Here is a 23,589-nt window from a genome sequence, read left to right as displayed (position 1 = left end):
TTTGCTCCCGACGGCGTTGATCTTTTTGGTTGAGCCAATGCTATTGCCTGACAATTGAGCGGTCAACCAGCAGGCAAACTGCGTTCTCACCAGCCCCGCGTCCGGATCGCCTCCGCCAAGCGGGAGACGTCCGGGCCGCTCGGGCGATCCTCCTCCAGACGCTCGACATGGGCGCGCACGAAATCGCGGATATGCGCGGTGCCCTCGCCCAGCGCGACCGCGCCGCGCAAGTCGATGCTCTGGGCCGCAACCATCATCTCGCAGGCCGCCAGCACCAGCACCCGCGCCGCGCTTTCGCCGAGCTTGGTCACCGCGGCCGGCGCATTGGCGGCATGATCCTCGACGCCGTCGGCGGCGTGCAGCAAGGCCAGGGTCGCCGGCTGGGCTCGAGCCCGGATCTCGCCCTCCAGGGCACCAATGGCTTTCTGCAGCGTGGCGAAGCCGGTGCGGCTCTGGCCCATCGGGGTAAGGAAGCGCGGCTGGTCGGAATAGACGGGCGACATCAGCTTCAGGGCGCGCTGGGCCGAGATCGTCGCCACATGGGAGAGCGCCTGCGACAGCGCCTCGAAACGCAGGGTGAAGCCGGTCATGTCGAAATTGCCGTTGGAAACCAGTTGCCCCTCGACGATGACCGGGTTGTCGCCGGAATGGTTGAGTTCGAGCAGCACCATCGCCTCCGCCTCGGCAAAGGCGGTGCGCGCGGCGCCATGCACCGGGGCCACGCAGCGGAAGGACAGCGGGTCCTGAACCCGCCGGCTCGCTTTGTTGTCGCCGAGTGGGCCGCCGGCCAGCAGGGCATAGATCGTCCGGGCCGCCTCGATTTGCCCGGGAGCTGGACGGGCTGTATTCACTGCTTCCGCCAGAGGCGTGATATTGGCGCCGAAGGCTTCCATCGACAGCGCGGCGGCGCGGTCGAGCGTATCGAGCGCCAGGCGCGCCTCCGCGAGCACCAGGGCGCCGCGCCCGGTGGAAGCGGCATTGGCCACCACGAGGGCATGCCCATCCTTCGGCCCGATCGGCACCGGCTGCAGCCCGGCCCGCCGCAGCGCCTCGGCGCCGGCCAGGCGTTCGCCGCGATATTCGGCCTCGCTTTCACCGAGCAGCGCCAGGGCCATATGGGCGAGCGGAGCGAGGTCGGCCGCCCCGATCGAGCCGATGGACGGCACGATGGGATGAAAGCCCGCATTCAGGGCAGCAGCCAGGGCCTCGACGACGGCGAGCGACACGCCGGTCTGGCCAACACTCATGCCGGCAATACGCGCCGCCATCATAGCCCGGACCTCGGCGACCGGCATTTCGTCACCCACGCCGACCGCGCGGGCAAAAGCGACACGCCGTTGGAAAGCGGCGAGATCGTCGGTCGAGAGCCGGGTGTCGACGCCGGCGCCGAGCCCGGTGGTCAGGCCGTAGATCGGTTTGTTCTCGGCGATGGCTTGCTCGATCACCGAGCGCGCCGCGCAGATGCGCTCGCGGGCAGAGGATGACAGGACGACCGGGCGGCGCTCGCGGGCAACGGCCGTCAGCGCATCGATGGTCAGAGGCGCATCGCCGATCACCACGGGTTCGCCGGACATTCCTTGGGCTCCTTCATCACCATCGGTCCGCGCCATCGTTTGCGTGACCTAACATCGCCAATCGCATAGAAGGAGTCGCATCTCCAAGGAAATGTGCATGCTGCGAGGGTGAGAATGAGCGCGCTGATCGAATTGTTCTTGTGCCGGAGCGACAATTTCGGCGTGCTGCTCCACGACGAGGCGACCGGACGCACCGCGGCCATCGACGCGCCAGAGGCCGAAGCGATCGAAGCGGCCCTCGAACGGCGAGGCTGGCGGCTGACCGACATCCTGGTCACCCATCATCATGCCGATCACGTCGAGGGCATCGAGGCGTTGAAGACGTCCTATGGCTGCCGGGTGGTGGCGGCCAAGGCCGATGCCCACCGCATCCCGGCCGTCGACGAGATGGTCGGGGAAGGCGATACCGTCGCTGTCGGTTCCCTCGTGGCCGAGATCATCGACACGCCCGGCCACACAGTCGGCCATATCGCCTATTGGTTCAGGCAGGAGAAGCTGTTGTTTGCCGCCGACACCCTGTTCTCGCTCGGCTGCGGCCGGCTGTTCGAGGGCACGCCGGCGGACATGTGGCGCTCGCTGCTCAAATTGCGGGCCCTGCCCGACGATACGCAGCTCTATTGCGGACATGAATACACGCTGGCCAATGCGCGCTTCGCCCTCACGGTCGATCCCGCCAACCAGGCGCTTGCCAGGCGCGCCGCCGAGGTCGAGGCGCAGCGTGGTGCCCACCGCTTCACCCTGCCAGTCCTTCTTGGCGCCGAGAAGCGCGAAAACCCCTTCCTGCGTGCCGACGATCCCGGCGTTGCCGAGGCGATCGGGCTGGCGGGATCAGATCCTGTCGCCGTGTTCACCGAATTGCGCGAGCGCAAGAACCGGTTCTGATCGGGCAAAAGAACGCACCGGGATACTCCTTTCGCGACCGGTGGGAGCGCTCGGGCACGATATCCTCGCAAAACAACAGGAATGACCATGACGACCGCCGCCGAGATCATCGCCCTCCTCGACATGCAGCCCCATCCCGAAGGCGGCCATTATGTCAGCACCTTCTCCGACGGCACTCTCCACGGCGACAGGCCGGCTTCGACCGCGATCTACTACCTGCTCCAGGCGGGCGAGCGTTCGCATTGGCATCGGGTCGACGCCGCCGAGATCTGGCATTTCCATGCCGGCGCGCCGCTGGCCCTCGACCTCTCGGCCGATGGCGCGACCACCGAGCGCCTGATTCTCGGCACCGACTTCGACGCCGGCCAGCGGCCACAAGGCGTGGTGCCGACGGGCGTGTGGCAGGCGGCCCGTAGCCTCGGCGACTGGACCCTGGTCGGCTGCACGGTTGCCCCCGGCTTCCGCTTCGAAGGCTTCGAGCTGGCCCCGCCGGACTGGGCGCCGGGCACGCGATAGCTTGGGACGAGGTTGACGGGCGACCAGACCCTATACATATTACAGCATGTATATCCGGAGCCATATTCATGCAGGTCGCTAAATGGGGCAATAGCCTGGCTGTTCGCATCCCCGCCGTCGTGGTCGAGGCTCTCCAGTTGAAAGAGGGCGACGAGATCGAAGTCCATATCGCCGAAGAGCGTCGGTTGGAAATCGCCCGCAAGCCTGGTCGCGAAGAGTTGCTGCGCCGGTTGCGGGCGTTTCGCGGAAGGCTGCCTGCGGATTTCACCTTCGACCGTGATGAAGCAAATGCGCGATAGCGCCGATGCCCGGTGATTTCTTCGACACGAATATCCTGCTCTACCTGGCCTCGTCGGATACGAGCAAGGCGGATCGGGCAGAAAAGCTCCTCCTCGCGGGCGGCACGATCAGCGTTCAGGTCCTGAACGAAATCGCCAATGTGACCCGCTGCAAACTCGCCATGTCATGGCAGGAAACGCGGCAGTTCCTGTCGCCTTTGCGCAGCCTATTGCAGGTGGTGCCCAACACCGTCGAGATCCATGGGACCGGGATCGACCTAGCCGAACGCTACAAGCTCTCCGTCTACGATGCCATGATCGTCGCGGCAGCCCTGACGAGCAACTGCGACAGGCTGTGGTCCGAGGACATGCAGAACGGCCTGTTCATCGACGGGCGCCTGCGGATCGTCAATCCATTTCTGCCTTAGCACGATCGTTGTGTTTTCCTTCGAAGGAGTTTGGAGTGTCAGCCTCCTGGATGACATCTTGAAAAAAGCGCTTGCCGGCAAAGGATGTCAGCCCTGCTCCATCACCTGATGGAGCTGTGAGGCTGACACTCCGTATATCCGGCGCTCTCTTATGCCAACGCAACTGGGAAGTGTTAGCCCTGCTCCAGCCCCGGCGACGACCCGGCCCATCCTTACACTTTCCTTATGCCGGGGCCCGATAATCGGAATCGAACCCTGACGCGCTTTGGTGGCAAACCAGACCCATGCCCAATCGGGTTGGAGTTTTGTCATGCTAGATCTTGCCTATGTGGCGCTGGGGCTTGGTGGCCTGTTCCTGATGGTCCTTTATGCCCGCGTCCTCGACAGGCTGTGAGGCGCATCATGTTCGATCCCCTCCTTGGCCTCCTCGTGGCCGTCCTGCTCGGCGCCTATCTCGTGTTCACGCTAGTGCGCCCCGAACGCTTCTGAGTTTTACGGCTTCACCGCCTTTCTTCGCCGGCCGCCCCCGCGCCGGCGCGATGGCGCGTGACGGGAGCGGGGCCGGCTCATCGGGAAACGGCCCCGCTCCCTGCTCGTCCCCTCTTTTCCGGGCCCCACGCCGCTCTCTCGAGAGAAACCGTTCTCGCGAGAGAATTGGCGGGGCCCGTGCTCTTTTGGAGAATTTCCATGTCCCTGAACGGATGGCTTCAGATCATCCTTCTGCTCGCCCTGGTGCTCATAGCGGTGAAGCCACTGGGTGCCTATATGGCCCGTGTCTTCACCGGTGAGAGAACCTTCCTCTCGCCCGTCCTGGCGCCCATCGAGAAGGGTTTCTACAAACTTTCCGGCATCGATCCCGCCCGGGAGCAAGGTTGGCTCGCCTATACGCTCGCCATGTTGTTTTTCAGCATGGCAGGCTTCGCCTCGCTCTACGCGATCTTCCGGCTGCAGGCCTATCTGCCGCTCAACCCGCAGGGTTTCGACAATCTGCCGCCGGATCTGTCCTTCAATACGGCAATCAGCTTCGTCACCAACACCAACTGGCAGAACTATGCCGGCGAAAGCACCATGAGCCATTTCAGCCAGATGGCTGGGCTCACCGTGCACAATTTCGTCTCGGCCGCCACCGGCATCGCACTTGCCATCGCCCTTACCCGGGCCTTTGCACGTTCGAGCGCGGCCACGCTCGGCAATTTCTGGGTCGATCTCACCCGCTCCACGCTCTATGTGCTGCTGCCCATCGCCATCATCGTGGCGCTTGCCTTCGTCGCCATGGGCATCCCGCAGACCCTGCAGGCCAGTGTCGATGTCACCACGCTGGAAGGCGCCAAGCAGACCATTGCCATGGGACCGATGGCGAGCCAGGAAGCGATCAAGCAGCTCGGTACCAATGGTGGCGGCTTCTTCAATGCCAACTCGGCCCATCCCTTCGAGAACCCGACGGCTCTCGCCAACTACCTGTCGATCTTCTCGATGCTCGCCATCGCCGCGGCTCTGACCTACACCTTTGGCCAGATGGTTGGGGTGCGCCGCCAGGGCTGGGCCCTGCTGTCTGCCATGGCTGTCATCCTGATCGCCGGCGCCGCCGTGGTCTACTGGTCTGAAACGGCGGGCAATCCGATCCTGGCGCATCTCGGCCTCGACGGGGCCCTCGGCAACATGGAAGGCAAGGAGATCCGCTTCGGCCAGGCCATGACCGCCGTCTTCGTCGCCGTCACCACCGGCGTTTCCTGTGGCGCCGTCAACGCCATGCATTCTTCGCTGACCCCTCTCGGCGGCCTCATCCCGATGTTTCTGATGCAGCTCGGCGAAATCCTGCCTGGCGGCGTCGGCTCGGGCCTCTATGGCATGATCGTCTTTGCCATCCTCAGCGTGTTCATCGCCGGCCTGATGGTCGGCCGCACGCCGGAGTTCCTCGGCAAGAAGATCGAGTCGCGCGAGATGAAATTCGCCGTGATGGCGATCCTGATCCTGCCCACCGCGATCCTTGGCTTCACTGCGATCTCGGCCATGGCGCCCTTCGCCCTGTCGCAGCTCGGCAATGCCGGCCCGCACGGCCTCTCTGAACTGCTCTACGCCTACACTTCGACGACTGCCAATAACGGTTCGGCCTTCGGCAGCCTCTCGGCCAATACGCCCTGGTTCAACGCCACGCTCGGCATCGCCATGCTGCTGGGACGCTTTGCCTATGTCGTGCCGGTGATGGCGATTGCAGGCTCCCTGGCCGCCAAGACCAAGGTGCCTGCCTCGGCCGGTACGTTCCCGACCCACACGCCGCTGTTCGTCGGCCTGCTGGTCGGCGTCATCCTGATCGTCGGCGGCCTGCAATTCTTCCCGGCGCTCGCGCTGGGGCCGATCGTCGAGCACTTCGTCATGCTCGCCGGCAAAACTTTCTAAGGAACGGCTGTCATGTCTTCCAAACCCACTTCCCCCTCCATGTTCGACGCGGCCATCCTGCTGCCGGCGATCAAGGATGCCTTCGTCAAGCTCGATCCCAGGCTGCTCGTCCGCAATCCGGTGATCTTCGTCACCGAGGTCGTGGCCGCCCTGGTCACCGTGCTCAGCCTGCGTGACGCCTTCACCGGGGCCGGCGTCGGCTTCAGTGCCCAGATCGCCGCCTGGCTGTGGTTCACCGTGCTGTTCGCCACCTTCGCCGAAGCCGTGGCTGAAGGGCGCGGCAAGGCGCAGGCCGAGAGCCTCAAGCGCACCAAGTCCGACCTCAAGGCCAAGCGTATGCCTTCGGCCGCGGCCGCCTTGGGAAACTTCCAGGTGATCGACGCCACCAAGCTCGTGGTTGGCGACATCGTCATCGTCGAAGCCGGTGATCTCATCCCCGGCGACGGCGAGGTGATCGAGGGCGTCGCGTCGGTGAACGAAAGCGCCATCACCGGCGAATCCGCCCCGGTGATCCGCGAATCCGGCGGCGACCGCTCCGCCGTCACCGGCGGCACGCAGGTGCTGTCGGACTGGATCAAGGTGCGCATCACCACCCAGCCCGGCTCCTCCTTCATCGATCGCATGATCGCGCTGGTCGAGGGCGCCGAGCGCCAGAAGACCCCCAACGAGATCGCCCTGTCGATCCTGCTGTCGGGCATGACGCTGATCTTCCTGATCGCCGTGGTCACGCTCTGGGGCCTTGCCGGCTACTCCGGCACGCTGCTCTCCATCACAGTGCTGGTGGCGCTGTTGGTCACCCTCATCCCTACCACCATCGGCGGCCTGCTTTCGGCCATCGGTATCGCCGGTATGGACCGCCTGATCCGCTTCAACGTGGTGGCGACCTCCGGTCGCGCGGTGGAGGCCGCCGGCGACGTCGACACCCTGCTGCTCGACAAGACAGGCACCATCACCTTCGGTAACCGCATGGCGACCGAGTTCCTGCCGGTGCCGGGCGTCAGCGAACAGGATCTGGCCGAGGCCGTGCTCCTGGCCAGCCTCGCCGACGAGACGCCCGAGGGCCGTTCCATCATCGCGCTCGCCCAGGGCGAATATGGCCTGACTCAGCCGGACCTGACCTGCAAGGCAATCACCACCATCGCCTTCGCCGCCCAGACTCGCCTGTCGGGCATCGACATCGACGGACGCTCCATCCGCAAGGGCGCGGTCGATGCCATCGTGAAGTTCGCCGGCACCACGCTGGAGGCGGCACCATCAGCCTTCCGGCAGGCGGTGGAAAAGGTAGCCCGCACGGGCGGTACCCCCCTCGGCGTCACGGACGGCAGCCGCGTCCTCGGTGTCGTTCACCTCAAGGACGTGGTGAAGCCCGGCATCAAGGAGCGCTTCGCCGAGCTGCGTTCGATGGGCATCCGTACCGTCATGGTGACGGGCGACAACCCGATCACCGCCGCCGCGATCGCCTCCGAGGCCGGTGTCGACGACTTCCTGGCCGAGGCGACGCCCGAGGAGAAGCTCGCCTATATCCGCAAGGAGCAGACGGGCGGCCGCCTGATCGCCATGTGCGGCGACGGCACCAATGACGCGCCGGCGCTGGCCCAGGCCGATGTCGGCGTCGCCATGCAGACCGGCACTCAGGCGGCACGCGAAGCGGGCAACATGGTCGACCTCGACTCCAGCCCCACCAAGCTGATCGAGATCGTCGGCATCGGCAAGCAATTGCTGATGACGCGTGGCTCGCTCACCACCTTCTCGATCGCCAACGACGTCGCCAAATATTTCGCCATCATCCCGGCCTTGTTCATCGCGACCTATCCCGAGCTCGGTACGCTGAACGTCATGAACCTGGCTTCGCCCCAGTCGGCCATCCTCTCGGCTGTGATCTTCAATGCCCTGATCATCGTCGCCCTGATCCCACTGGCCCTCAAAGGCGTCTCCTACAGGCCGGTCGGCGCTGCCGCGCTGCTCAGGCGCAACCTCCTGGTCTATGGCCTCGGCGGACTGCTGGTGCCGTTCGTCGGCATCAAGCTGATCGACCTGGTCGTCGCCGCCCTGCATCTGGTGTGACGGCGATGCGCATGAGGAACGGATGGAGCGTGGCCCGCTGGCTCGCTCTGTCCGGCCAGCACCGATCCCAGGCCCATACACTGCCCCTCCCCACGGGGAGGGTTCCCGCCTTCCGAGGCAATCCCGTTTTCGCGCTCCAAGGGAGCAAGCCCATGTTGACCCATATTCGCCCCGCCATCGTGATGATGGCCCTGTTCACCCTGCTGCTGGGCATCGTCTATCCGCTGCTCGTCACCGGCATCGCCCAGGTCGCCTTGCCCGGCCAGGCCAATGGCAGCCTGATCGCCAGCAACGACACGGTGATCGGCTCGTCCCTGATCGGCCAGAACTTCACGTCGGAACGCTATTTCCAGGGCCGCCCCTCGGCAACCTCCGGCACCGATCCCAATGATTCCAGCAAGACCGTGTCTCAGCCATACAACGCCAGCGGTTCGACCGGCTCCAATCTCGGCCCGACCTCCAAGGCGCTGGCCGATCGCGTGGCAGCCTCGGTCGAGGACCTGCGCAAGCAGGGCGTGACCGGCGCCGTTCCTGCCGACGCGGTGACGACCTCGGGATCCGGCCTCGACCCCGATGTCTCGCCAGCCGATGCCGCGCTGCAGATCCCGCGGGTCGCCAAGGCTCGCAACCTGCCGGAAGCAGACGTGAAAGCATTGGTCGATGCCCAGACGTCAGGCCGGCTCTTTGGCGTGATCGGTGAGCCGCGTGTCAATGTTCTCGCCCTGAACCTTGCGCTTGATGCAATCAAGCTGAAGTGATGTTGTGCTGGTCTTCCACTGGTGAAGCATCGAATCGTGCCGGTCCCGCTCCATCTCTCGATGGAGCTTAGAAGACCGGCACATCGCATTTGAGGCCCCATGCCAAGCGCTGCCTCCGACAAACGTCCCGATCCCAATGCCCTGCTGACCCTGGCGGGACGGGAAGGTCGCGGCCGCCTCACCGTCTTTCTCGGCGCGGCACCGGGTGTCGGCAAGACCTACGCGATGCTGTCGCGGGCGCGGCGGGAGAAGGAAGCGGGCATCGACGTCGTCGTCGGCATCGTCGAAACGCATGGCCGCAGCGAGACGGCCGCCCTGACGGATGGGCTCGAGATCATGGCACGGCGGACGGTCGACTATCGCGGCCGCCAGCTCGAGGAGTTCGACATCGATGGCGCGCTCGCCCGCAGGCCGCGCCTGATCATCATCGACGAACTTGCCCATACCAACGCGCCGGACAGCCGCCATCCCAAGCGTTACCAGGACGTTGAGGAACTGATCGGTGCCGGTATCGACGTGTGGACGGCGCTCAACATTCAGCATCTGGAAAGCCTCACCGACGTCGTCTCGCGCCTCACGGGGGTGACGGTGCGCGAAAGCGTCCCCGACAGCGTGATCAAGAAGGCGGACGAGGTCATCGTCGTCGACATCACGCCCACCGAACTGATCCAGCGCCTGGAGGACGGCAAGGTCTATCTGCCCGATAACGCCAAGCGCGCCGCCGACGGCTTCTTCAAGCCCGGCAACCTCACCGCCCTGCGCGAGCTTGCCCTGCGGCGGACCACGGAACGCGTCGACGACCAGATGCTGGCCTATCTGCGCCAGAATGCCATCGAAGGCCCATGGGAGACGGCAGACAGGCTGATCGTCTGCATCGGCTCCGACAATTTTTCCCAGCAGGTCGTACGGGCGGCCGGGCGCCTGGCCACCGGGCTGAACGCCGATTGGCTGGCCGTTACGGTTGAGCGCCCGGGACAGGAGGCCGGGGGGGAGGCGCTTGCCCAGCTCGAGGCCAATCTACGCCTTGCCGAGCGCCTGGGCGCGGAGGTGCGGCGGCTCAATGGCCACGATTATGTCGGCGAGATTCTCAGGCTGGCCAGGGCCGAAAACGTCACGCAGATCGTGCTGGGCAGCGGCAAATCGAGCTGGTGGCAGCGCCTGACCGGGCGCTCTTTGGCCGACGACCTCCTGCACCGCTCCGAAGAGATCAACGTCACCATCATCACCAACACCATGGCCGGAGCTCCGCCGGCGCGACGATGGTGGCGCCGGATTGCCCTGCAGCCCTCGCTGGCCGGGCTCGCCATGGCGGTGGCCTGCGTTACGGCAGCCGTCGGCATTGGTATCGGCCTCAGGCATTTCGTTTATCTGCCCAATGCCTCGATGCTGTTCCTCATGGCGGTGCTCGCCAGCGCCCTCACGGTCGGGCGCTGGAGCGCCATCACCGCGGCGGTCCTGTCCTTCTTCGCCTATAATTTCTTCTTCATCCCACCCCTCTACAACTTCACCATCGCCGAGCCGCACGAAGTCTTCGCCCTCGCGGTGTTCCTGATCGTGGCCGTGGTGGCGGGCGACCTCGCCGGGCGAGTACGCGAGCGGGCGGAGGGCGAAGGGCGGCGCGCCGCCAACATCATGTCGCTCTACGAGTTCTCCCGTAAACTCTCGGGCATTACCAGCCTGGACGATGTGCTCTGGGCCGCCGTCGCCCATGCCCAGGCGACGCTGCACGGACGCGTCGTCATCGCCGTGCCGCAGGACGACGAGCTCAGCGTCGCCGCCGCCTGGCCGCCGGACATCAGCCTCGACACCACCGACATGACGGCGCTGCGCTGGGCGTTCGAGAAGAGGGAAATTGCCGGCCGGGGCACGGGTACCCTGCCCAACATCGCCTTCGAATTCAGGCCGATCCTCACCCCGAACGGGGCCGTCGGCGTGCTCGGCCTGGCCCAGCTCGAAGGAGCTGAACCGCTCTCGCCGGCCGAGGAGCGCATTCTCGTTGCCATTCTCGACCAGACCGCCATCGCCATCGACAGGGCAAAGCTCGCCAAAGAGAATGTGCGTACCGCCGCCCTCGAGGAAAGCGAGAAGCTTCGCAGCGCCCTGCTCTCCTCCCTCTCGCACGATTTGCGTACACCACTGGCCTCCATCACCGGTGCCGTCACCACGCTGCGCCAGCTCGGCACCAAGATGAGCGAGGAAAGCCGCGACGATCTGCTTGCTTCCATCGAGGAAGAGGCGGCCCGGCTCAGCCGCTTCGTCGCCAATCTCCTCGACATGAGTCGCCTCGAAGCGGGCGCCCTCAATGCACGGCGCGATTTCATCGACGTGGCCGATGTCGTCCGAGCCGCGGTGGATCGCGCCCGCAAAGCTTTCCCAACCCGCCTGATCGAGACCAGCCTGGCGACCGACCTGCCGCCCGTGCGCGGCGACCAGGCCCTGCTCGGCCAGGTGCTGTTCAACCTGCTCGACAACGCCCACAAATATGGCGGGGAGGATTCCTCGACCGCCGTGTTCGCCCGACGCGAGGATGCCGAGGTGGTTGTTACCATCACCGATCAGGGCAAGGGCATTCCGCCTGACGACCTGGAGAAGATCTTCGATAAGTTCTATCGGCGGGGCAAGGTCGACGGCCGCGCGCCGGGCACGGGTCTCGGCCTCTCGATCAGCCGCGGCTTCATCGAAGCCATGGGCGGCACCATCACCGCCGAAAGTCCGGCCGTGCGCAAACGCGGCACCCGCATTGTCATTCGCCTGCCGGTCGGGGCATGATGGCGTGTACCTTTCCGGTGTGCCGGTCTTCAGACCGGCATTCTCCGCTGCCATGCCGGTCTCGTTCCATCACTTGATGGAGCTCTAAAGACCGGCACACCAAGAGTTTCCCGTCTTATGCACATTCTGGTTGTCGACGACGAGCCGCAGATCCAGCGTTTCCTCAAACCGGCGTTGATCGCCGCCGGCTATGAGGTGACGCCGGCCGTCAACGGCGCCGACGCCATGCGCCTGATCGCCACCGCCGCGCCGGATCTCGTCATCCTCGATCTCGGCCTGCCCGACATGGACGGCAAGGACATCATCACCAAGGTACGCGAGTGGTCGAAAGTGCCTGTCATCGTGCTGTCGGCCCGCGACCGCGAGACCGAGAAGATCGCCGCTCTCGATCTCGGCGCCGACGACTATGTCGAAAAGCCCTTTGGTATCGGCGAATTGATCGCCCGCATCCGCACGGCCCTGCGCCATCGGGCCCATGACGAGGGCAACGCCACCCGCTTCGAGAGCGACGGCCTCGTCATCGACACGCTGAAACGGCTGGTGAGCCGCGACGGCGAGGCCGTTCGCGTCACGCCCAAGGAATATGACCTGCTCGCCATGCTGGCGCGCCATGCCGGCCGCGTCGTCACCCATCGCCAATTGCTGACCTCGGTGTGGGGCCCGGCGCATGTCGAGGACCTGCATTATCTGCGCGTCTTCATCGGTCAGCTCAGGACCAAGATCGAACGCGATCCCGCCAATCCCCGCATCATCCAGACGGAGCCCGGCATCGGCTACCGGCTGAAGGATGAGGAGTAAGAATGCAGGCCGGTCTGAAGACCGGCCCCCATGCTCACATCACCAGCTTCAGCGCCAATCCGCACATGGTCATGCCGATCAGCCCGTCCAGCACCCGCCAGGCGCCCGGCCGGGCGAAGAGCGGGCGCAGCAGGCGGGCGCCATAACCGAGCGAGAAGAAGAACAGGAAGGAGGCGCAGACCGCACCGATGCCGAAGGCGGTCTTGGCATTCGGATATTGCGTGGAAATCGAGCCGAGCAGCACCACCGTGTCGAGATAGACATGGGGGTTGAGCCAGGTGAAGGCGAGGCAGGTCATGAGGGCCCGCCCCAAACCCAGTCCGGCGCCCTCGGCCGGATCGAGCCCGCCATGATCGGCAAGGGCGGAGCGGAAGCTGCGCAGGCCATAGAGCGCCAGGAAAGCGGCCCCGCCATAGCGCATCACCGGCTCGATCCAGGGCACGGCCACGCCGACCGCGCCGAAACCGGCCACCCCGGCGCTGATCAGCACGGCATCCGACAAGGCACAGGTGAGGCTGACCCAAAACACATGCTCGCGTCGCAGGCCCTGCCGCAGCACGAAGGCGTTCTGCGCACCGATCGCCACGATCAGGCTGAGGCCGAGCAGGAATCCGGATATGAGCGCGTTGGTCATGGTCTCCCCTTCAGAGCATGCGCCGGTGTCGTCGCCGGAGCAGGGTTTGACTACACATCCTGGCGGGATTAGAAAATTTAAATAATCTACCATTGGATTAGGAAAATTAATCCATGCTGGACTATGCCCTGCTGGAAGCCGTGGCTGCCGTGGTGCGCAGCGGTTCCTTCGACAAAGCCGCGCAGGAAATTGGCGTGACGCCCTCGGCGATCTCCCAGCGCGTGAAGTTGCTGGAGGAACGCCTCGGCACCGGCCTGATCGTCAGGGGGCAGCCCTGCACGGCGACGCCAGCCGGCAAACGCCTCTGCCGCCATGCAGAGGAAGTCGGCCTGATGGAGCATAGCCTGCGCAGCGAGCTCGGCGGCCTGGTGCCATCCGGCCCGGCTCCCACCGTGCGCATCGCCGTCAATGCCGACAGCCTGGCGACCTGGTTCCTCCCCGCATTGTCCGGGTTGGAGGGGCGCCTGTTCGATCTCGTGCTCGACGATGAAAGCAACACAGCCGAATGGCTGCGGCGCGGCGAAGTCAGCGCGGCGGTGGGCATCGCTCCGGGGCCCGTACAGGGCTGTAGCAGCCGCGCCTTGGGCATGCAGACCTATGTCGCCACCGCCAGCCCCGCCTTCATGCGCCGCTGGTTCCCCGACGGTCTCGACGAGGAAGCGGTGCGGCACGCCCCTTGCCTCACCTTCAACACCAAGGACGCGCTGCAGGACCGCTGGCTGGTCGAGACTTTCGGCCGGCCTATCAGCCGGCCCAGCCATTGGATCCCCTCCTCCGGCGCCTTTGTCGACGGCGCCCTGGCCGGGCTCGGCTGGGGCATGAACCCGCTATCGCTGGTAAAGGCCCATCTCGAGCAGGGATCTCTCGTCGCGATGCATCCAGGTTCGCGGCTGATGGTACCGCTCTACTGGCACTGGAGCCGGGCCGTCGAAAAAGGCCTCCAGGACATCACCGCCTCGATCCTGCGCACGGCGCGGACATGGCTTGAGCAAGGGTGATTGTGCCGTCCCCCTCTGGACAGGGCGGCGTTTGCCACTACCATTGTCGGACAAATCAGAATCCATCTTCAAAATCCCAGGGACGGAACCCATGCAACTCCCCATCATGCCCGGCAATGCCGCGCCGCGCCGGCTCGGCAAGACCTCCGTCATGCTCACGCCCGTCGGCCTCGGCGGCGGCCCGATGGGGGACATGTTCGAGAATCTCGACGAGGAGAAAGTCCGCGCCACCTTCAGGGGCGCCTGGGATGCCGGCATCCGCTATTTCGATACCTCGCCCTGGTACGGCCGCGGCCTCAGCGAATTGCGTTTCGGCGAGGCACTGCGGCAAAGGCCGCGCTCCGATTTCATCCTCTCCACCAAGATCGGGCGCACCTTCCACCGCCCCAAGGACGTCGATAGTTACAAGGGCCCGTTCTGGTATGGCGGCCTCTCCTTTCAGGAGCGCTTCGACTACACCTATGACGGCGTGATGCGTGCCTATGAGCAAAGCCAGATGCGGCTCGGCATCAACCGTATCGACCTCCTGCTCATCCATGACCTCGACGTGCCGCATGTCGGCTCGGCCGACCTCGTCGCGCAGCATTTCCTCGATCTGGAGCGCTCGGGCTGGCGTGCGCTCGAAATGCTCAAGCATTACGGCGAGATCCAGGGCATCGGTGCCGGCGTCAATGTGCTCGGCACCATTCCCGAAATGCTCAAGCGCTTCGACCTCGATTTCTTCCTGGTCGCCATGCCCTATACGCTGATCGACCAGGGCCCGCTCGACCTCGAATTCCCGCTCTGTGAGGAGCGCGGCGTCGGTGTGGTGATCGGCTCGCCCTTCGCCTCCGGCATCCTCGCCACCGGAGCCGGCGTGCCCACGCCCTATTATCGCTACACCCCGGCCGCGCCCGAAATCATCGAGAAGGTGCGCAAGATCGAGGCCGTCTGCGCCGCCCACAACGTGCCGCTCAAGGCGGCGGCCTTCCAGTTCGTGCTGCGCCATCCCATCGTGGCGAGCGTGATCTCGGGGGCCGTCACGCCCGAACAGGCACGCGAGAATGTCAGCCTGCTCGGCGTCGCCATCCCCGACGCCTTCTGGAGCGATCTGCGCCAACAGGGCTTGATCGATGCGAGGGCGCCCTGAAAGGCGCCTTCAGCCTGAATGCGCCTTGCGATGTGCCTCGGCCAGCGCGCCGAGGCTGTGGAAGTGGAAATCGGGCTCGGACACACCCTCGACCGTCAAAGTGGCGCCACCTTGCTTGCCGGCGCGGCGGTCGATCCAGGCCCGCGCCAGGCCGATCCGCGATGCCGGGACGTGATCGTGGTGCAGGCTCTGGGCCGTATGCAGTACATCGGCCGGTTCGAGGCTGAACTGCAGCGACAAATGCTCGAGCAGATAGCTGAAATTACGCGGATCCGGCTTGTAGGAGCCGACATCCTCGGCGGTGTAGACCGCATCGAAGAGGCCACCGAGCTTGGTGTTGCTGGCGGCGAAGCTGCGACGGTCGACATTGGAGAGTACGGCCAGCCGGTAGTGCCGCTTGAGATAGGCGAGCGCCTCACGCGAATCCGGAAAGGCCGGCCAGTCCGGCACGGAAGCGCCGAAGCGCTCATGCAGGTCGGCATGGACGGCAATGCCCCAGTCATGCGCCAGCCGCGCATGGGTGACGGTAAGCAGGGTCGAATAGAGCAGCGATGGCGTTTCGAGTTCCTGCTCGGTCTCGCGGCGGGCAAAGGCGGTTAGCGCCTCCTCGCGGCCGATCGCGCGACCGCTGGCGCTGAGCAGCGGCTGAAGCGCGTTCCAGATGCCGGTTTCCCAGTCGATCAGCGTGCCGTAGCAATCGAAGGTCAAGACCTTGAAATCGGTGAGTTTCGGCATCTCTTTCTCCTCCCGGGGCCCTGCGATCCCACCCGCGTCGCCAAGCTTATGCCACCATGACGCGAAAAGGGCGGTGTCGCCACCGCCCTCCTCCGGTCCACCAATCCTCACGAAACCAGTTCGCTGTCCCAGTAGAGATAGTCGACCCAGCTTTCATGCAGATAGTTGTGCGGATAATGCCGGCTCGTCTCCAGGAGTTCCCAGGGCGAAGGCCTCGCCGGCTTGCGCAGGGGCTTCATGTCCATGCGATCCGCCTTGCGGGCGTTGCAGTCGCCGCAGGCCGCCACGATGTTCTCCCACGAGGTCGCGCCGCCCTTGGAGCGGGGAACCACATGCTCGAACTGCAAATCGCGCGCCTGGAAGCCATCGCCGCAATATTGGCAGGTGAAGCCATCGCGCAGGAACAGGTTGAAGCGGGTGAACGGCACCATGCGCTCCACCTTCTGGTAGTCGCGCAGGGCAACGACCGACGGCAGGCGCATCGTCGTCGACGGGCTGCGCACCACGGCATCATATTCCGCCACCACGCTCACGCGGTCGAGAAAAACGGCCCGCAGCGCATCCTGCCACGACAGCAGCGAGAGCGGGAAATACCGCAAGGGTCTGAAATCGGCATTTAAAATCAAAGCGGGGTGGGACGACATGACTACCTCAACGCTCGAACTCCGGGGATTGGGCACTGGTTTGAGGAATGGATGACCGGTTATCCGGCCGGCGGCTGGTTTTCGCTGTCTGACTCCCGGCCAGCCCCGTTGGCTGGTCTAGCTGGACAGTTGTCCGGCAACGAAAAGACGGAATGATGACAGTAGAATGATGTGCACGCAGCTCTGCGCGATACCGAACATTTGCAGAGTTTCCCGGCGAGGCCCGTGCAAGGGCCGCGCTGGGAAACTCTGCTTGGACAGGCATGCACGCATGCCCGGGCATGCGCACATGCCGCTTGCTTCGGATTGTTTGGAATGTGCCGCGCGCGTACATACCCTCCTGCCATCAAGGCGGAGGGGACTGCCCTGCCGCCGGTTCAGATTCTCGTGTGATCCAGCGCCAGTCGGGCGACGATCATACGGTTCGTATTCGACAATTCGCTGCCGCCACCTTTGCCCAAGCTGCAGATAGGCATGCCCATGCTCGGCACCAGGGCCGGCAATTGGGAGGCGTCATCCGCAAACGCAAAGATGTTGAAACTGGTCGGCAACGGCATGTCCGGTTCTTGAAGGAAGGGGCCCATCCCCTTCTCCATGACTAGGCTTATGCCGCCCGAAAACGACAAAAATCAAGCGCGAAAGCACCAATCACTCGCGAAAACAGCAAAAATTTCGAGAGAATTCGGCTCTTTTCCGATGAGCCTGATCCAATCAGATAATATCTTATACATGCAGATAAGATCTGGAGGATTCGCGGCATCGGCTCCTTCCGCCTGCGATGTGGCTTGTGTTTCGCGCAGCGCGATTCAGCTATGCGAAACTATATGTTGTCTCTCCCTACTTTTGCCATTTCGTCGGAACAAAAGCCTGCCTATAAATATCCAAGCGTCATGACCGGCGTCGAGTCGGCCACAATTTTGGCCCGCCCTTTGGGACGGGCCTTGTCATGAATTGCCTGCTCCCATGTCCGAAGTGACCGCCGGCCTGATGCCTCGAATGGCACGGCCCAATTTCAGAACCACCGCGCTGATCATTGCCAGCGCCATGTTCATGGAACAGCTCGACGCCACCATCCTGGCGACCGCCCTGCCCACCATGGCAAACTCCTTCGACGTCTCGCCGGCCCATATGAGCATCGCGCTGACGTCCTATCTGCTCAGCCTGGCAGTGCTGATCCCCGCCAGCGGCAAGATCGCCGACCGCTATGGCGCCCGCAGCGTATTTTCCATCGCCATCGCCGTGTTCATGCTCGGCTCGATCCTGTGCGCCTGGGCACCGACCCTGCCCGTCCTCGTCGCCGCGCGGCTGCTGCAGGGCGCGGGCGGCGCGATGATGGTGCCGGTCGGCCGTCTGGTGCTGCTGCGTACCGTCGACAAATCGGACCTCGTCTCTGCCATGGGCTGGCTGCTGGTGCCGGCGCTGATCGGCCCGATCCTCGGCCCGCCAGTCGGCGGCTTCATCGTCACCTTCCTCGACTGGCGCTGGATCTTCTACATCAACATCCCGATCGGCCTGCTCGGGCTGGTGCTGACCCAGATCTTCATTCCCAACATGAAGGAGGACAAGCGCGAGCCCTTCGACATGAAAGGCTTCGTGCTCTCGGGTGTTTCGCTCGCCTGCCTGCTGTTCGGCTTTGAAATGACCAGCCGCGGCAGCGCCGAGGAAGCGCCGCTCGCCATCGCACTGCTGGTGATCGGCGTCGTCAGCGGCGCTGTTTACATCGTCCATGCCCGCAAACCACGCGACTTCGCCCCGATCCTCGATCTGACGCTGATGCGGGTGCGCACCTTCCGCGTCTCGCTGGTCGCCGGCTCGCTCTCGCGCATCACGCAAGGCGCCCAGCCCTTCCTGTTGCCGCTGATGATGCAGATCGGCTTCGGCATGTCGGCAGTGGAGAGTGGCCTGCTTACCTTCGCCACCGCCTGCGGCTCCATGCTGATGAAGGCGGCAGCCAAGCCGATCCTCAAGCGGTTCGGCTTTCGCACCACATTGATCTGGAACAGCCTGTTTTCCAGCCTGCTCTATGCGGCCTGCGCCCTGTTCCGTCCCGACTGGCCGCATTGGGCCATCTTCGCCGTGCTGCTGGTCTGCGGCTTCTCGATGTCGCTGCAGTTCACCGCCTACAACACCGTCTGCTACGATGACATTCCGCCGACCCGCACATCATCGGCCAACAGCTTCTACACCACCTTCCAGCAGTTGATGCTGTCCTTCGGCATCTGCGCCGGCGCCCTCGCTCTGACCGGCTCCAAGCTGGTGCTGGGGCACGAACACGCCACGTTGACCGATTTCTCGATGGCGTTCCTGTTCGTCACCGCTATTTCACTGTTGGCTTCGCCGGTGAGCGCCAAGCTGCCCCATAATGCCGGGGCATCGATGAGCGGCCATCGCAATCGGCACGAGGCAGAGCAGGCGACCTGAGCGCTACGACGGCCGGTCCTCAGGCCACCGGGCTTTCGCGCCGATAAGGCTCGAGGGCATTGAGCCCTAGGAGTTCCGTCAGCCTGGCGCCGTCACTGACGCGCCGGAACCACCCGGGTGCCATCCAGGGCGCGTCGCCATCGACATTGGGAGCGCCGCGCCCAGCCACGACATCCTCGATCCAGAGCGTCCTCGTCTCCAGCGAAATGCGCGTGAAATCGGTGCTATTGGGCACGCCGGCATGCGCATGCGCACTGGAAAAGGCGATTATCTCGCCCGGCTCGATCACCACCGGCTCGACCGCTCCGACATCCACCGGTGCGCTCAGATGCGGAATGGCATCATCGGCATCGACGGCATGGCGGCCCGCGATCCTGGAGCGGGCCAGCACGGCCTCGAGATCGAAGGAGGCGCTGGTATTGGGTACCGCCCGGGTCCACAGATCCGGATAGATTGCAAAGGTGCGCCCGGCCGTGATCGGATAGATCGGCGCCCACCAATTGGTCTGCGCATAGAGGTTGGAGCCCCAGGTGTCGCGGTGGAAGGCGATGGTGGCGGTGCTGCGCGCCCTCGGCAGGTTCACAGCGGGGGCCTGATGAGGCTGGAAGCGAAGATGCAGCCGGTCACGGGCGAGTTTCTCCGGATCGAGCCCGAGCGTCGCGAAGACCTCACCCCACAGGCGCTTGACCTCCGCGGATTGGACGAACGCCTTCTGCAGCCGGGAAAACTCCTCGACCTGCCTGTCATGGGGCAGATGGCGATGAATCTCGGTCGGCTGATGCGGATGGAAAGCATCTTCCAGCAGGCTGCGCGTGAAGGCCACCAATGCCTGCATCGGCATCAGTCCGGCGAAACGGGCAATTTCACCGGCATAGATGTGGTCATGGAAATCGCGCGGCGATATGGGAGCGGCGAAGGACGAATACATACGGCGAGCCCAGCTGTTTCAGTCGATTGAGCATTTGCTCTTGGAGAGGCCCGCCATTCTGACCCATTGCAACCGGAAGAGGCAACCGGGTCCCTTCAGGTCTGCCGAGCCAGGCGCGGCGGCTCTTGCAGGATCTCGTCCGGCGGCACCAGGCGCCCCTCCTCCGCCTTGTTGATATATTGGCTTGCCACCAGCACCCCCTTGATCGGGCGCAGGATCGGGATGCAGGAGAGCAGCAGGAAGGGCAGCGTGGTGACGAAATGCACCCAGAGCGGCGGCTCGAAGCTCAGTTCCATCCACATGCCGAAGCCGGTGGCCGGAAAAGCCATGGTCATCATCACGAAGAAGGCCGGCCCATCCGCCGGATCGGCGAAAGAATAATCGAGCCCGCAGGCGTTGCATTTGGGAGCGATCGTCAGGAAGCCGTTGAAGAGCTTGCCCTGTCCGCACCGCGGGCAGCGGCCACGCATGCCGCAGCGCCAGATCGATTGAGAGGCTGCCGATTGTTCTTCCATCGAAGAGCTCCTTCGTCCGCATCAAATGTATGGATTGATATTCCATACAAATATCGCTATCCTGCCTACAAGAATCAGGAGATCGGCCCTTAAAAATCAAAATCCTACGATTTTCTCGGACGATCAGCACATTCTTTGTATTATTGTAGGCATACAAATGCAAGACAATTCGCCTGCGGCATTCTGGCTCCCCGCCGAACTGGCCCGCGATGCGCCTAAATATCTCGCCATTGCCCAGGCACTCTCGGCAGATATCCGTTCAGGACGCCTGGCACCGGGCGTGCAATTGCCGCCGCAGCGCCAGCTCGCCAAGGCGCTGGGTGTCGATCTCACCACGGTGACGCGGGCCTTCAACGAGGTTCGCCGCGCCGGACTCGTGGAGGGCAACACCAAGCGAGGCACCATCGTCAGCCTTGCCAGGATCGTGCCTCCCCGCGTGATCGTCGACGAACCCCGCTCGGCCGAGGCGATGGCCCTGATCGATCTAAGCATGAACATGCCGCCCCAGCCGGCCGAGGCCGGGCTGCGCGAGGCCATCGCCGAAGGCATCGCCACCGTCCTCGCCTCGCCCCATGCGCTGGCGCGGCTGCATTATCAGGACAATGCCGGCATTCCCGGCGACCGTGCGGCCGGTGCACGCTTCCTGGCGCCCCGCCTCGGGCCGGTCGCACCCGAGCGGCTGGTGGTGACCTCCGGCTCGCAAGCCGCCCTCTTCGCCGTGGTCTCGGCCCTGCTCGAGCCGGGCTCCGTGCTGGCGGCGCCTGAAGTCACCTATCCCGGCCTACGCTCGGTGGCCGCCCGCTGCGGCGTGAGGCTGGCATCGGTGCGCACCGACGGGGATGGCCTGCTTCCCGACGCGTTCGAAGAACTCTGCCGAACGAGCCGGCCGAGGGCGCTCTATTGCGTACCGACGCTCGACAACCCGACCACCGCGACCTTGTCCGCCGAGCGCCGGCAGGCCCTGGTCGCCATCGCACGCAAGCACGACATCGCCTTCATCGAGGACGACGCCTATGGCGCCCTGCCCGAGCAGAGCCCGCCTCCGCTCGCAGCCCTCGCTCCGGAGCGGAGCTGGCATGTCGCCACACTGTCAAAATGCGCGACGCCCGCGCTGAGATTGGCCTATGTCGTCACGCCGGGCCAGGCCGAGGCGCTCGAAATCACCGCCCAGACCCGGATCATCAATTTGATGGCGCCACCTCTGATGGCTGGCTTGGCGACCGCCTGGATCAAGGACGGCACGATGGCGCGCCTGACTGCCGCCATCCGCCGTGAGAACCACGCGCGCCAGACGGTCGCCGCGACGGCGCTGAACGGCTTCGCCTATCGCGCGGCCTCCGATGCTCAGCATCTCTGGCTCAGCCTGCCTTCAGCCTGGGTCGGTGCCGATCTCAGCGCGGTCGCCCGCAAGGCCGGACTCGCTTTGGTCGGCAGCGCTGCCTTCGCCGTCGGCGCCCCGCCACCAGCCCTGCGCATCTCGCTCGGTGCGGCGCCGAGCCAGGATGCCCTGCGCCAGGGCCTCAACACGCTGGCAGCCCTGCTTTCGGTACCGCCGGAGGGTGTGCCGGGCATCGTATGATTGCAGCGTTCCCGGTCCACGAGGCCGCCCGGTATCGTCATGGACACGGTCACTCGCGCCGTCTTTCTGCCGATGGCCGCGGCTAACGAGCTGCACAATCGTGCGAACGGGACAATCCGGGCTCGGATGTAAAGGGTTTGGTTACCAAGATTGGGCAAAGATTTGCGGGTCGATCGGCGGATCGATGACGCGAGGCGTTTCCCCTCGCCAGCAACCGCATTCAGTACCCAACCGAAGGTCCTCGCGCCGCAAGGCCGCCTGGCCGTCCGGAAGCGAGTAACATGACCCACGCCCGTTCTCCCGGCAGCCATGTCCGAGGCCGAAGGCCTCGCCGGAACACCGCCGGCTGGATGGCACTTGCGGGCCTTTGTTTCGGAGCGACCGCCGCGGCCTGGACAGCGATCGCGTTGGTGGCGCCCTCGATGGTCTCGGCCTCCAGGCCTGCCCATCTCCAACTACGCGCCGAAGATCCCTTCGCCCCCAAGGCTCTGGTGCAGGCGGGCGTGCTCCGGCCGGTGCCCCGCCCCACGGAACACGAGACTCCGGTCGCCGCTGCCGAACCCGCCCCCGACAACACCGGCCCCGAAATCGCGGAGGGCGTGCGTCTGCCCGCCCCGCGCGGACGCGTTCACTCGGCCTCACCCGTGCTGGCCAGCCTGATGTCCTTTGCCCCGGATGCCGACGGCACGCACGAGGCCCTTCCCGTCATTCGTTCCGTACAGACGGTCGCGGCCCTGCCTTCGCCGCCAGCGGAGCAGGTGGCGCCGGATGTCGTCGTCACCGGCAGCCTGCCCGAAGCCTCTGCCGAAGCCCTGCCCCTGCCACCGATCCGCCCGACCGGTGACGGCCAAATCGATGGCAGCCAGATTGACAGTCGCTTTGCCGAAGGCGATCCAGCCGATCTGGTGCCGCTACCGCCCACCCGTCCGGCCATCCCCCTGACAGCCCTCGCCTCCATTGCCCCCGATGAGGGACGCCCTCTCGACCGCCCCACCATCGAAGCGCCGCTGTCTCGGCCGGTGGCCGGCAATCGCACCGCGGTCTATGACATCTCCGCCCGCACGGTCTATCTGCCCGGCGGCGAGCGCCTGGAAGCCCATTCCGGCCTCGGGCCATTCCTCGACGATCCCGGCTCGGTGCATGTGAAGAACCGGGGCGCCACGCCGCCCCAGACCTATGACCTCAGGCCCCGCGAAGCCCTGTTTCATGGCGTTGCCGCGCTGCGCATGATCCCTGCCGGCGGATCCGGTACCGTCCTCGGCCGCGACGGCCTGCTGGCGCACACCTACATGCTCGGACCGCGCGGCGATTCGAACGGTTGCGTATCCTTCAAGGACTATGCTCGCTTCCTGCGCGCCTATCGCAACGGCGAGGTCAACAGGCTGGTGGTCGTCACCGGAAACGGCAAGGCCAGCAGCCAGATTGCCTCGCGCAACACGAGCCGCTGGTGGTTTGCCTCCGGCCGCTGATCGCATCGAAGCACTTTGCGGCGTGAGGAAAGCCCCTCCGCAAAGATGCGTTCAAACAAAGGAGCGTTTACGC

The 23,589-nt window shown here is 65.0% G+C and carries 23 protein-coding genes; 16 read left to right on the top strand and 7 right to left on the bottom strand.

Annotated elements, in window-relative coordinates; genetic code table 11:
• Positions 1-86 precede the first annotated feature (86 nt).
• Entirely contained in the window at positions 87-1,574 is a 1,488-nt protein-coding gene (locus ACN6KF_RS00260; protein ID WP_434954903.1) for an HAL/PAL/TAL family ammonia-lyase, read from the bottom strand.
• A gap of 114 nt (positions 1,575-1,688) precedes the next feature.
• On the opposite strand from ACN6KF_RS00260, the gene gloB reads away from it, so the two are divergent.
• The 11 genes from gloB to ACN6KF_RS00205 all read left to right on the top strand — a co-directional run bounded on the left by gloB (position 1,689) and on the right by ACN6KF_RS00205 (position 12,464).
• The gene (gloB, locus tag ACN6KF_RS00255; RefSeq protein ID WP_434954902.1) at positions 1,689-2,456 is read left to right on the top strand and encodes a hydroxyacylglutathione hydrolase; all 768 of its coding nucleotides are present in this window, start codon (positions 1,689-1,691) and stop codon (positions 2,454-2,456) included.
• Between the two features lie 87 nt (positions 2,457-2,543).
• A complete protein-coding gene (locus ACN6KF_RS00250; protein ID WP_434954901.1) occupies positions 2,544-2,972 on the top strand; it encodes a cupin domain-containing protein in 429 nt (142 codons plus the stop codon).
• Between the two features lie 68 nt (positions 2,973-3,040).
• A complete protein-coding gene (locus ACN6KF_RS00245; protein ID WP_434954900.1) occupies positions 3,041-3,271 on the top strand; it encodes an AbrB/MazE/SpoVT family DNA-binding domain-containing protein in 231 nt (76 codons plus the stop codon).
• A gap of 5 nt (positions 3,272-3,276) precedes the next feature.
• Complete coding sequence (locus ACN6KF_RS00240; protein WP_434954899.1) at positions 3,277-3,678, top strand: PIN domain-containing protein; 402 nt, start codon at positions 3,277-3,279, stop codon at positions 3,676-3,678.
• 268 nt (positions 3,679-3,946) lie between these two features.
• The gene (locus tag ACN6KF_RS00235) at positions 3,947-4,072 is read left to right on the top strand and encodes a hypothetical protein (RefSeq protein WP_434954898.1); all 126 of its coding nucleotides are present in this window, start codon (positions 3,947-3,949) and stop codon (positions 4,070-4,072) included.
• Positions 4,069-4,167, top strand: a complete 99-nt coding sequence (gene kdpF / locus ACN6KF_RS00230; protein ID WP_195826137.1) for a K(+)-transporting ATPase subunit F — start codon at positions 4,069-4,071, stop codon at positions 4,165-4,167. The genes ACN6KF_RS00235 and kdpF overlap by 4 nt, the downstream gene beginning before the upstream one ends.
• A gap of 198 nt (positions 4,168-4,365) precedes the next feature.
• Positions 4,366-6,075 carry a potassium-transporting ATPase subunit KdpA gene (kdpA, locus tag ACN6KF_RS00225; RefSeq protein ID WP_434954897.1) on the top strand — a complete coding sequence of 570 codons (1,710 nt, stop codon included), beginning with the start codon at positions 4,366-4,368 and terminating at the stop codon, positions 6,073-6,075.
• Between the two features lie 12 nt (positions 6,076-6,087).
• On the top strand, positions 6,088-8,139 hold the full coding sequence (gene kdpB, locus ACN6KF_RS00220) for a potassium-transporting ATPase subunit KdpB (RefSeq protein ID WP_434954896.1): 2,052 nt from the start codon (positions 6,088-6,090) through the stop codon (positions 8,137-8,139).
• A gap of 152 nt (positions 8,140-8,291) precedes the next feature.
• Positions 8,292-8,897, top strand: a complete 606-nt coding sequence (kdpC, locus tag ACN6KF_RS00215; protein ID WP_434954895.1) for a potassium-transporting ATPase subunit KdpC — start codon at positions 8,292-8,294, stop codon at positions 8,895-8,897.
• 99 nt (positions 8,898-8,996) lie between these two features.
• Complete coding sequence (locus tag ACN6KF_RS00210) at positions 8,997-11,666, top strand: DUF4118 domain-containing protein (RefSeq protein WP_434954894.1); 2,670 nt, start codon at positions 8,997-8,999, stop codon at positions 11,664-11,666.
• A 117-nt stretch (positions 11,667-11,783) separates the two neighbouring features.
• Complete coding sequence (locus ACN6KF_RS00205; protein ID WP_434954893.1) at positions 11,784-12,464, top strand: response regulator; 681 nt, start codon at positions 11,784-11,786, stop codon at positions 12,462-12,464.
• Between the two features lie 34 nt (positions 12,465-12,498).
• Here ACN6KF_RS00205 and ACN6KF_RS00200 read toward each other — a convergent pair whose 3' ends face one another.
• Positions 12,499-13,098 (bottom strand): LysE/ArgO family amino acid transporter, encoded by a 600-nt coding sequence (locus ACN6KF_RS00200; RefSeq protein WP_434954892.1) that lies wholly within the window; start codon positions 13,096-13,098, stop codon positions 12,499-12,501.
• A gap of 113 nt (positions 13,099-13,211) precedes the next feature.
• Between ACN6KF_RS00200 and ACN6KF_RS00195 the strand changes: the two genes are divergently transcribed.
• Positions 13,212-14,096: a LysR family transcriptional regulator ArgP gene (locus ACN6KF_RS00195; protein WP_434954891.1), complete on the top strand. Its 885-nt coding sequence runs from the start codon at positions 13,212-13,214 to the stop codon at positions 14,094-14,096.
• A gap of 91 nt (positions 14,097-14,187) precedes the next feature.
• Positions 14,188-15,225: an aldo/keto reductase gene (locus ACN6KF_RS00190; protein ID WP_434954890.1), complete on the top strand. Its 1,038-nt coding sequence runs from the start codon at positions 14,188-14,190 to the stop codon at positions 15,223-15,225.
• 9 nt (positions 15,226-15,234) lie between these two features.
• Here the strand turns inward: ACN6KF_RS00190 and ACN6KF_RS00185 are convergent, their stop codons facing one another.
• The 3 genes from ACN6KF_RS00185 to ACN6KF_RS00175 all read right to left on the bottom strand — a co-directional run bounded on the left by ACN6KF_RS00185 (position 15,235) and on the right by ACN6KF_RS00175 (position 17,188).
• On the bottom strand, positions 15,235-15,960 hold the full coding sequence (locus ACN6KF_RS00185; RefSeq protein ID WP_434954889.1) for a haloacid dehalogenase type II: 726 nt from the start codon (positions 15,958-15,960) through the stop codon (positions 15,235-15,237).
• Positions 15,961-16,067: 107 nt separating this feature from the next.
• A complete protein-coding gene (locus ACN6KF_RS00180; protein WP_434954888.1) occupies positions 16,068-16,604 on the bottom strand; it encodes an HNH endonuclease in 537 nt (178 codons plus the stop codon).
• A 377-nt stretch (positions 16,605-16,981) separates the two neighbouring features.
• Complete coding sequence (locus ACN6KF_RS00175; RefSeq protein ID WP_434954887.1) at positions 16,982-17,188, bottom strand: hypothetical protein; 207 nt, start codon at positions 17,186-17,188, stop codon at positions 16,982-16,984.
• 379 nt (positions 17,189-17,567) lie between these two features.
• Between ACN6KF_RS00175 and ACN6KF_RS00170 the strand changes: the two genes are divergently transcribed.
• Positions 17,568-19,025 carry a DHA2 family efflux MFS transporter permease subunit gene (locus tag ACN6KF_RS00170; RefSeq protein WP_434954886.1) on the top strand — a complete coding sequence of 486 codons (1,458 nt, stop codon included), beginning with the start codon at positions 17,568-17,570 and terminating at the stop codon, positions 19,023-19,025.
• A 19-nt stretch (positions 19,026-19,044) separates the two neighbouring features.
• Here the strand turns inward: ACN6KF_RS00170 and ACN6KF_RS00165 are convergent, their stop codons facing one another.
• The gene (locus ACN6KF_RS00165) at positions 19,045-19,953 is read right to left on the bottom strand and encodes a hypothetical protein (RefSeq protein ID WP_434954885.1); all 909 of its coding nucleotides are present in this window, start codon (positions 19,951-19,953) and stop codon (positions 19,045-19,047) included.
• A 95-nt stretch (positions 19,954-20,048) separates the two neighbouring features.
• On the bottom strand, positions 20,049-20,468 hold the full coding sequence (locus tag ACN6KF_RS00160; protein WP_434954884.1) for a DUF983 domain-containing protein: 420 nt from the start codon (positions 20,466-20,468) through the stop codon (positions 20,049-20,051).
• A gap of 157 nt (positions 20,469-20,625) precedes the next feature.
• Here ACN6KF_RS00160 and ACN6KF_RS00155 point away from each other — a divergent pair, with 157 nt between their 5' ends.
• Both ACN6KF_RS00155 and ACN6KF_RS00150 read left to right on the top strand, forming a co-directional pair.
• Positions 20,626-22,047, top strand: a complete 1,422-nt coding sequence (locus ACN6KF_RS00155; protein ID WP_434954883.1) for an aminotransferase-like domain-containing protein — start codon at positions 20,626-20,628, stop codon at positions 22,045-22,047.
• A gap of 281 nt (positions 22,048-22,328) precedes the next feature.
• Positions 22,329-23,516: a DUF2778 domain-containing protein gene (locus tag ACN6KF_RS00150; RefSeq protein WP_434954882.1), complete on the top strand. Its 1,188-nt coding sequence runs from the start codon at positions 22,329-22,331 to the stop codon at positions 23,514-23,516.
• The last annotated feature ends 73 nt before the right edge of the window (positions 23,517-23,589 follow it).

This window comes from Labrys methylaminiphilus subsp. lupini (assembly GCF_051161885.1).
GTDB lineage: Bacteria > Pseudomonadota > Alphaproteobacteria > Rhizobiales > Labraceae > Labrys.
The sequence above is the reverse complement of the archived record's forward strand: the minus strand, read 5'-3'. Positions and strand labels throughout refer to the sequence as shown.

Bases quoted from the DNA above. Each gene is read 5' to 3' on its own strand.
- ACN6KF_RS00260 (WP_434954903.1), bottom strand. From the start codon at position 1,574: ATGTCCGGCGAACCCGTGGTGATCGGCGATGCGCCTCTGACCATCGAT.
- gloB (WP_434954902.1), top strand. From the start codon at position 1,689: ATGAGCGCGCTGATCGAATTGTTCTTGTGCCGGAGCGACAATTTCGGC.
- ACN6KF_RS00250 (WP_434954901.1), top strand. From the start codon at position 2,544: ATGACGACCGCCGCCGAGATCATCGCCCTCCTCGACATGCAGCCCCAT.
- ACN6KF_RS00245 (WP_434954900.1), top strand. From the start codon at position 3,041: ATGCAGGTCGCTAAATGGGGCAATAGCCTGGCTGTTCGCATCCCCGCC.
- ACN6KF_RS00240 (WP_434954899.1), top strand. From the start codon at position 3,277: ATGCCCGGTGATTTCTTCGACACGAATATCCTGCTCTACCTGGCCTCG.
- kdpA (WP_434954897.1), top strand. From the start codon at position 4,366: ATGTCCCTGAACGGATGGCTTCAGATCATCCTTCTGCTCGCCCTGGTG.
- kdpB (WP_434954896.1), top strand. From the start codon at position 6,088: ATGTCTTCCAAACCCACTTCCCCCTCCATGTTCGACGCGGCCATCCTG.
- kdpC (WP_434954895.1), top strand. From the start codon at position 8,292: ATGTTGACCCATATTCGCCCCGCCATCGTGATGATGGCCCTGTTCACC.
- ACN6KF_RS00210 (WP_434954894.1), top strand. From the start codon at position 8,997: ATGCCAAGCGCTGCCTCCGACAAACGTCCCGATCCCAATGCCCTGCTG.
- ACN6KF_RS00205 (WP_434954893.1), top strand. From the start codon at position 11,784: ATGCACATTCTGGTTGTCGACGACGAGCCGCAGATCCAGCGTTTCCTC.
- ACN6KF_RS00200 (WP_434954892.1), bottom strand. From the start codon at position 13,098: ATGACCAACGCGCTCATATCCGGATTCCTGCTCGGCCTCAGCCTGATC.
- ACN6KF_RS00195 (WP_434954891.1), top strand. From the start codon at position 13,212: ATGCTGGACTATGCCCTGCTGGAAGCCGTGGCTGCCGTGGTGCGCAGC.
- ACN6KF_RS00190 (WP_434954890.1), top strand. From the start codon at position 14,188: ATGCAACTCCCCATCATGCCCGGCAATGCCGCGCCGCGCCGGCTCGGC.
- ACN6KF_RS00185 (WP_434954889.1), bottom strand. From the start codon at position 15,960: ATGCCGAAACTCACCGATTTCAAGGTCTTGACCTTCGATTGCTACGGC.
- ACN6KF_RS00180 (WP_434954888.1), bottom strand. From the start codon at position 16,604: ATGTCGTCCCACCCCGCTTTGATTTTAAATGCCGATTTCAGACCCTTG.
- ACN6KF_RS00175 (WP_434954887.1), bottom strand. From the start codon at position 17,188: ATGGGCCCCTTCCTTCAAGAACCGGACATGCCGTTGCCGACCAGTTTC.
- ACN6KF_RS00170 (WP_434954886.1), top strand. From the start codon at position 17,568: ATGTCCGAAGTGACCGCCGGCCTGATGCCTCGAATGGCACGGCCCAAT.
- ACN6KF_RS00165 (WP_434954885.1), bottom strand. From the start codon at position 19,953: ATGTATTCGTCCTTCGCCGCTCCCATATCGCCGCGCGATTTCCATGAC.
- ACN6KF_RS00160 (WP_434954884.1), bottom strand. From the start codon at position 20,468: ATGGAAGAACAATCGGCAGCCTCTCAATCGATCTGGCGCTGCGGCATG.
- ACN6KF_RS00155 (WP_434954883.1), top strand. From the start codon at position 20,626: ATGCAAGACAATTCGCCTGCGGCATTCTGGCTCCCCGCCGAACTGGCC.
- ACN6KF_RS00150 (WP_434954882.1), top strand. From the start codon at position 22,329: ATGACCCACGCCCGTTCTCCCGGCAGCCATGTCCGAGGCCGAAGGCCT.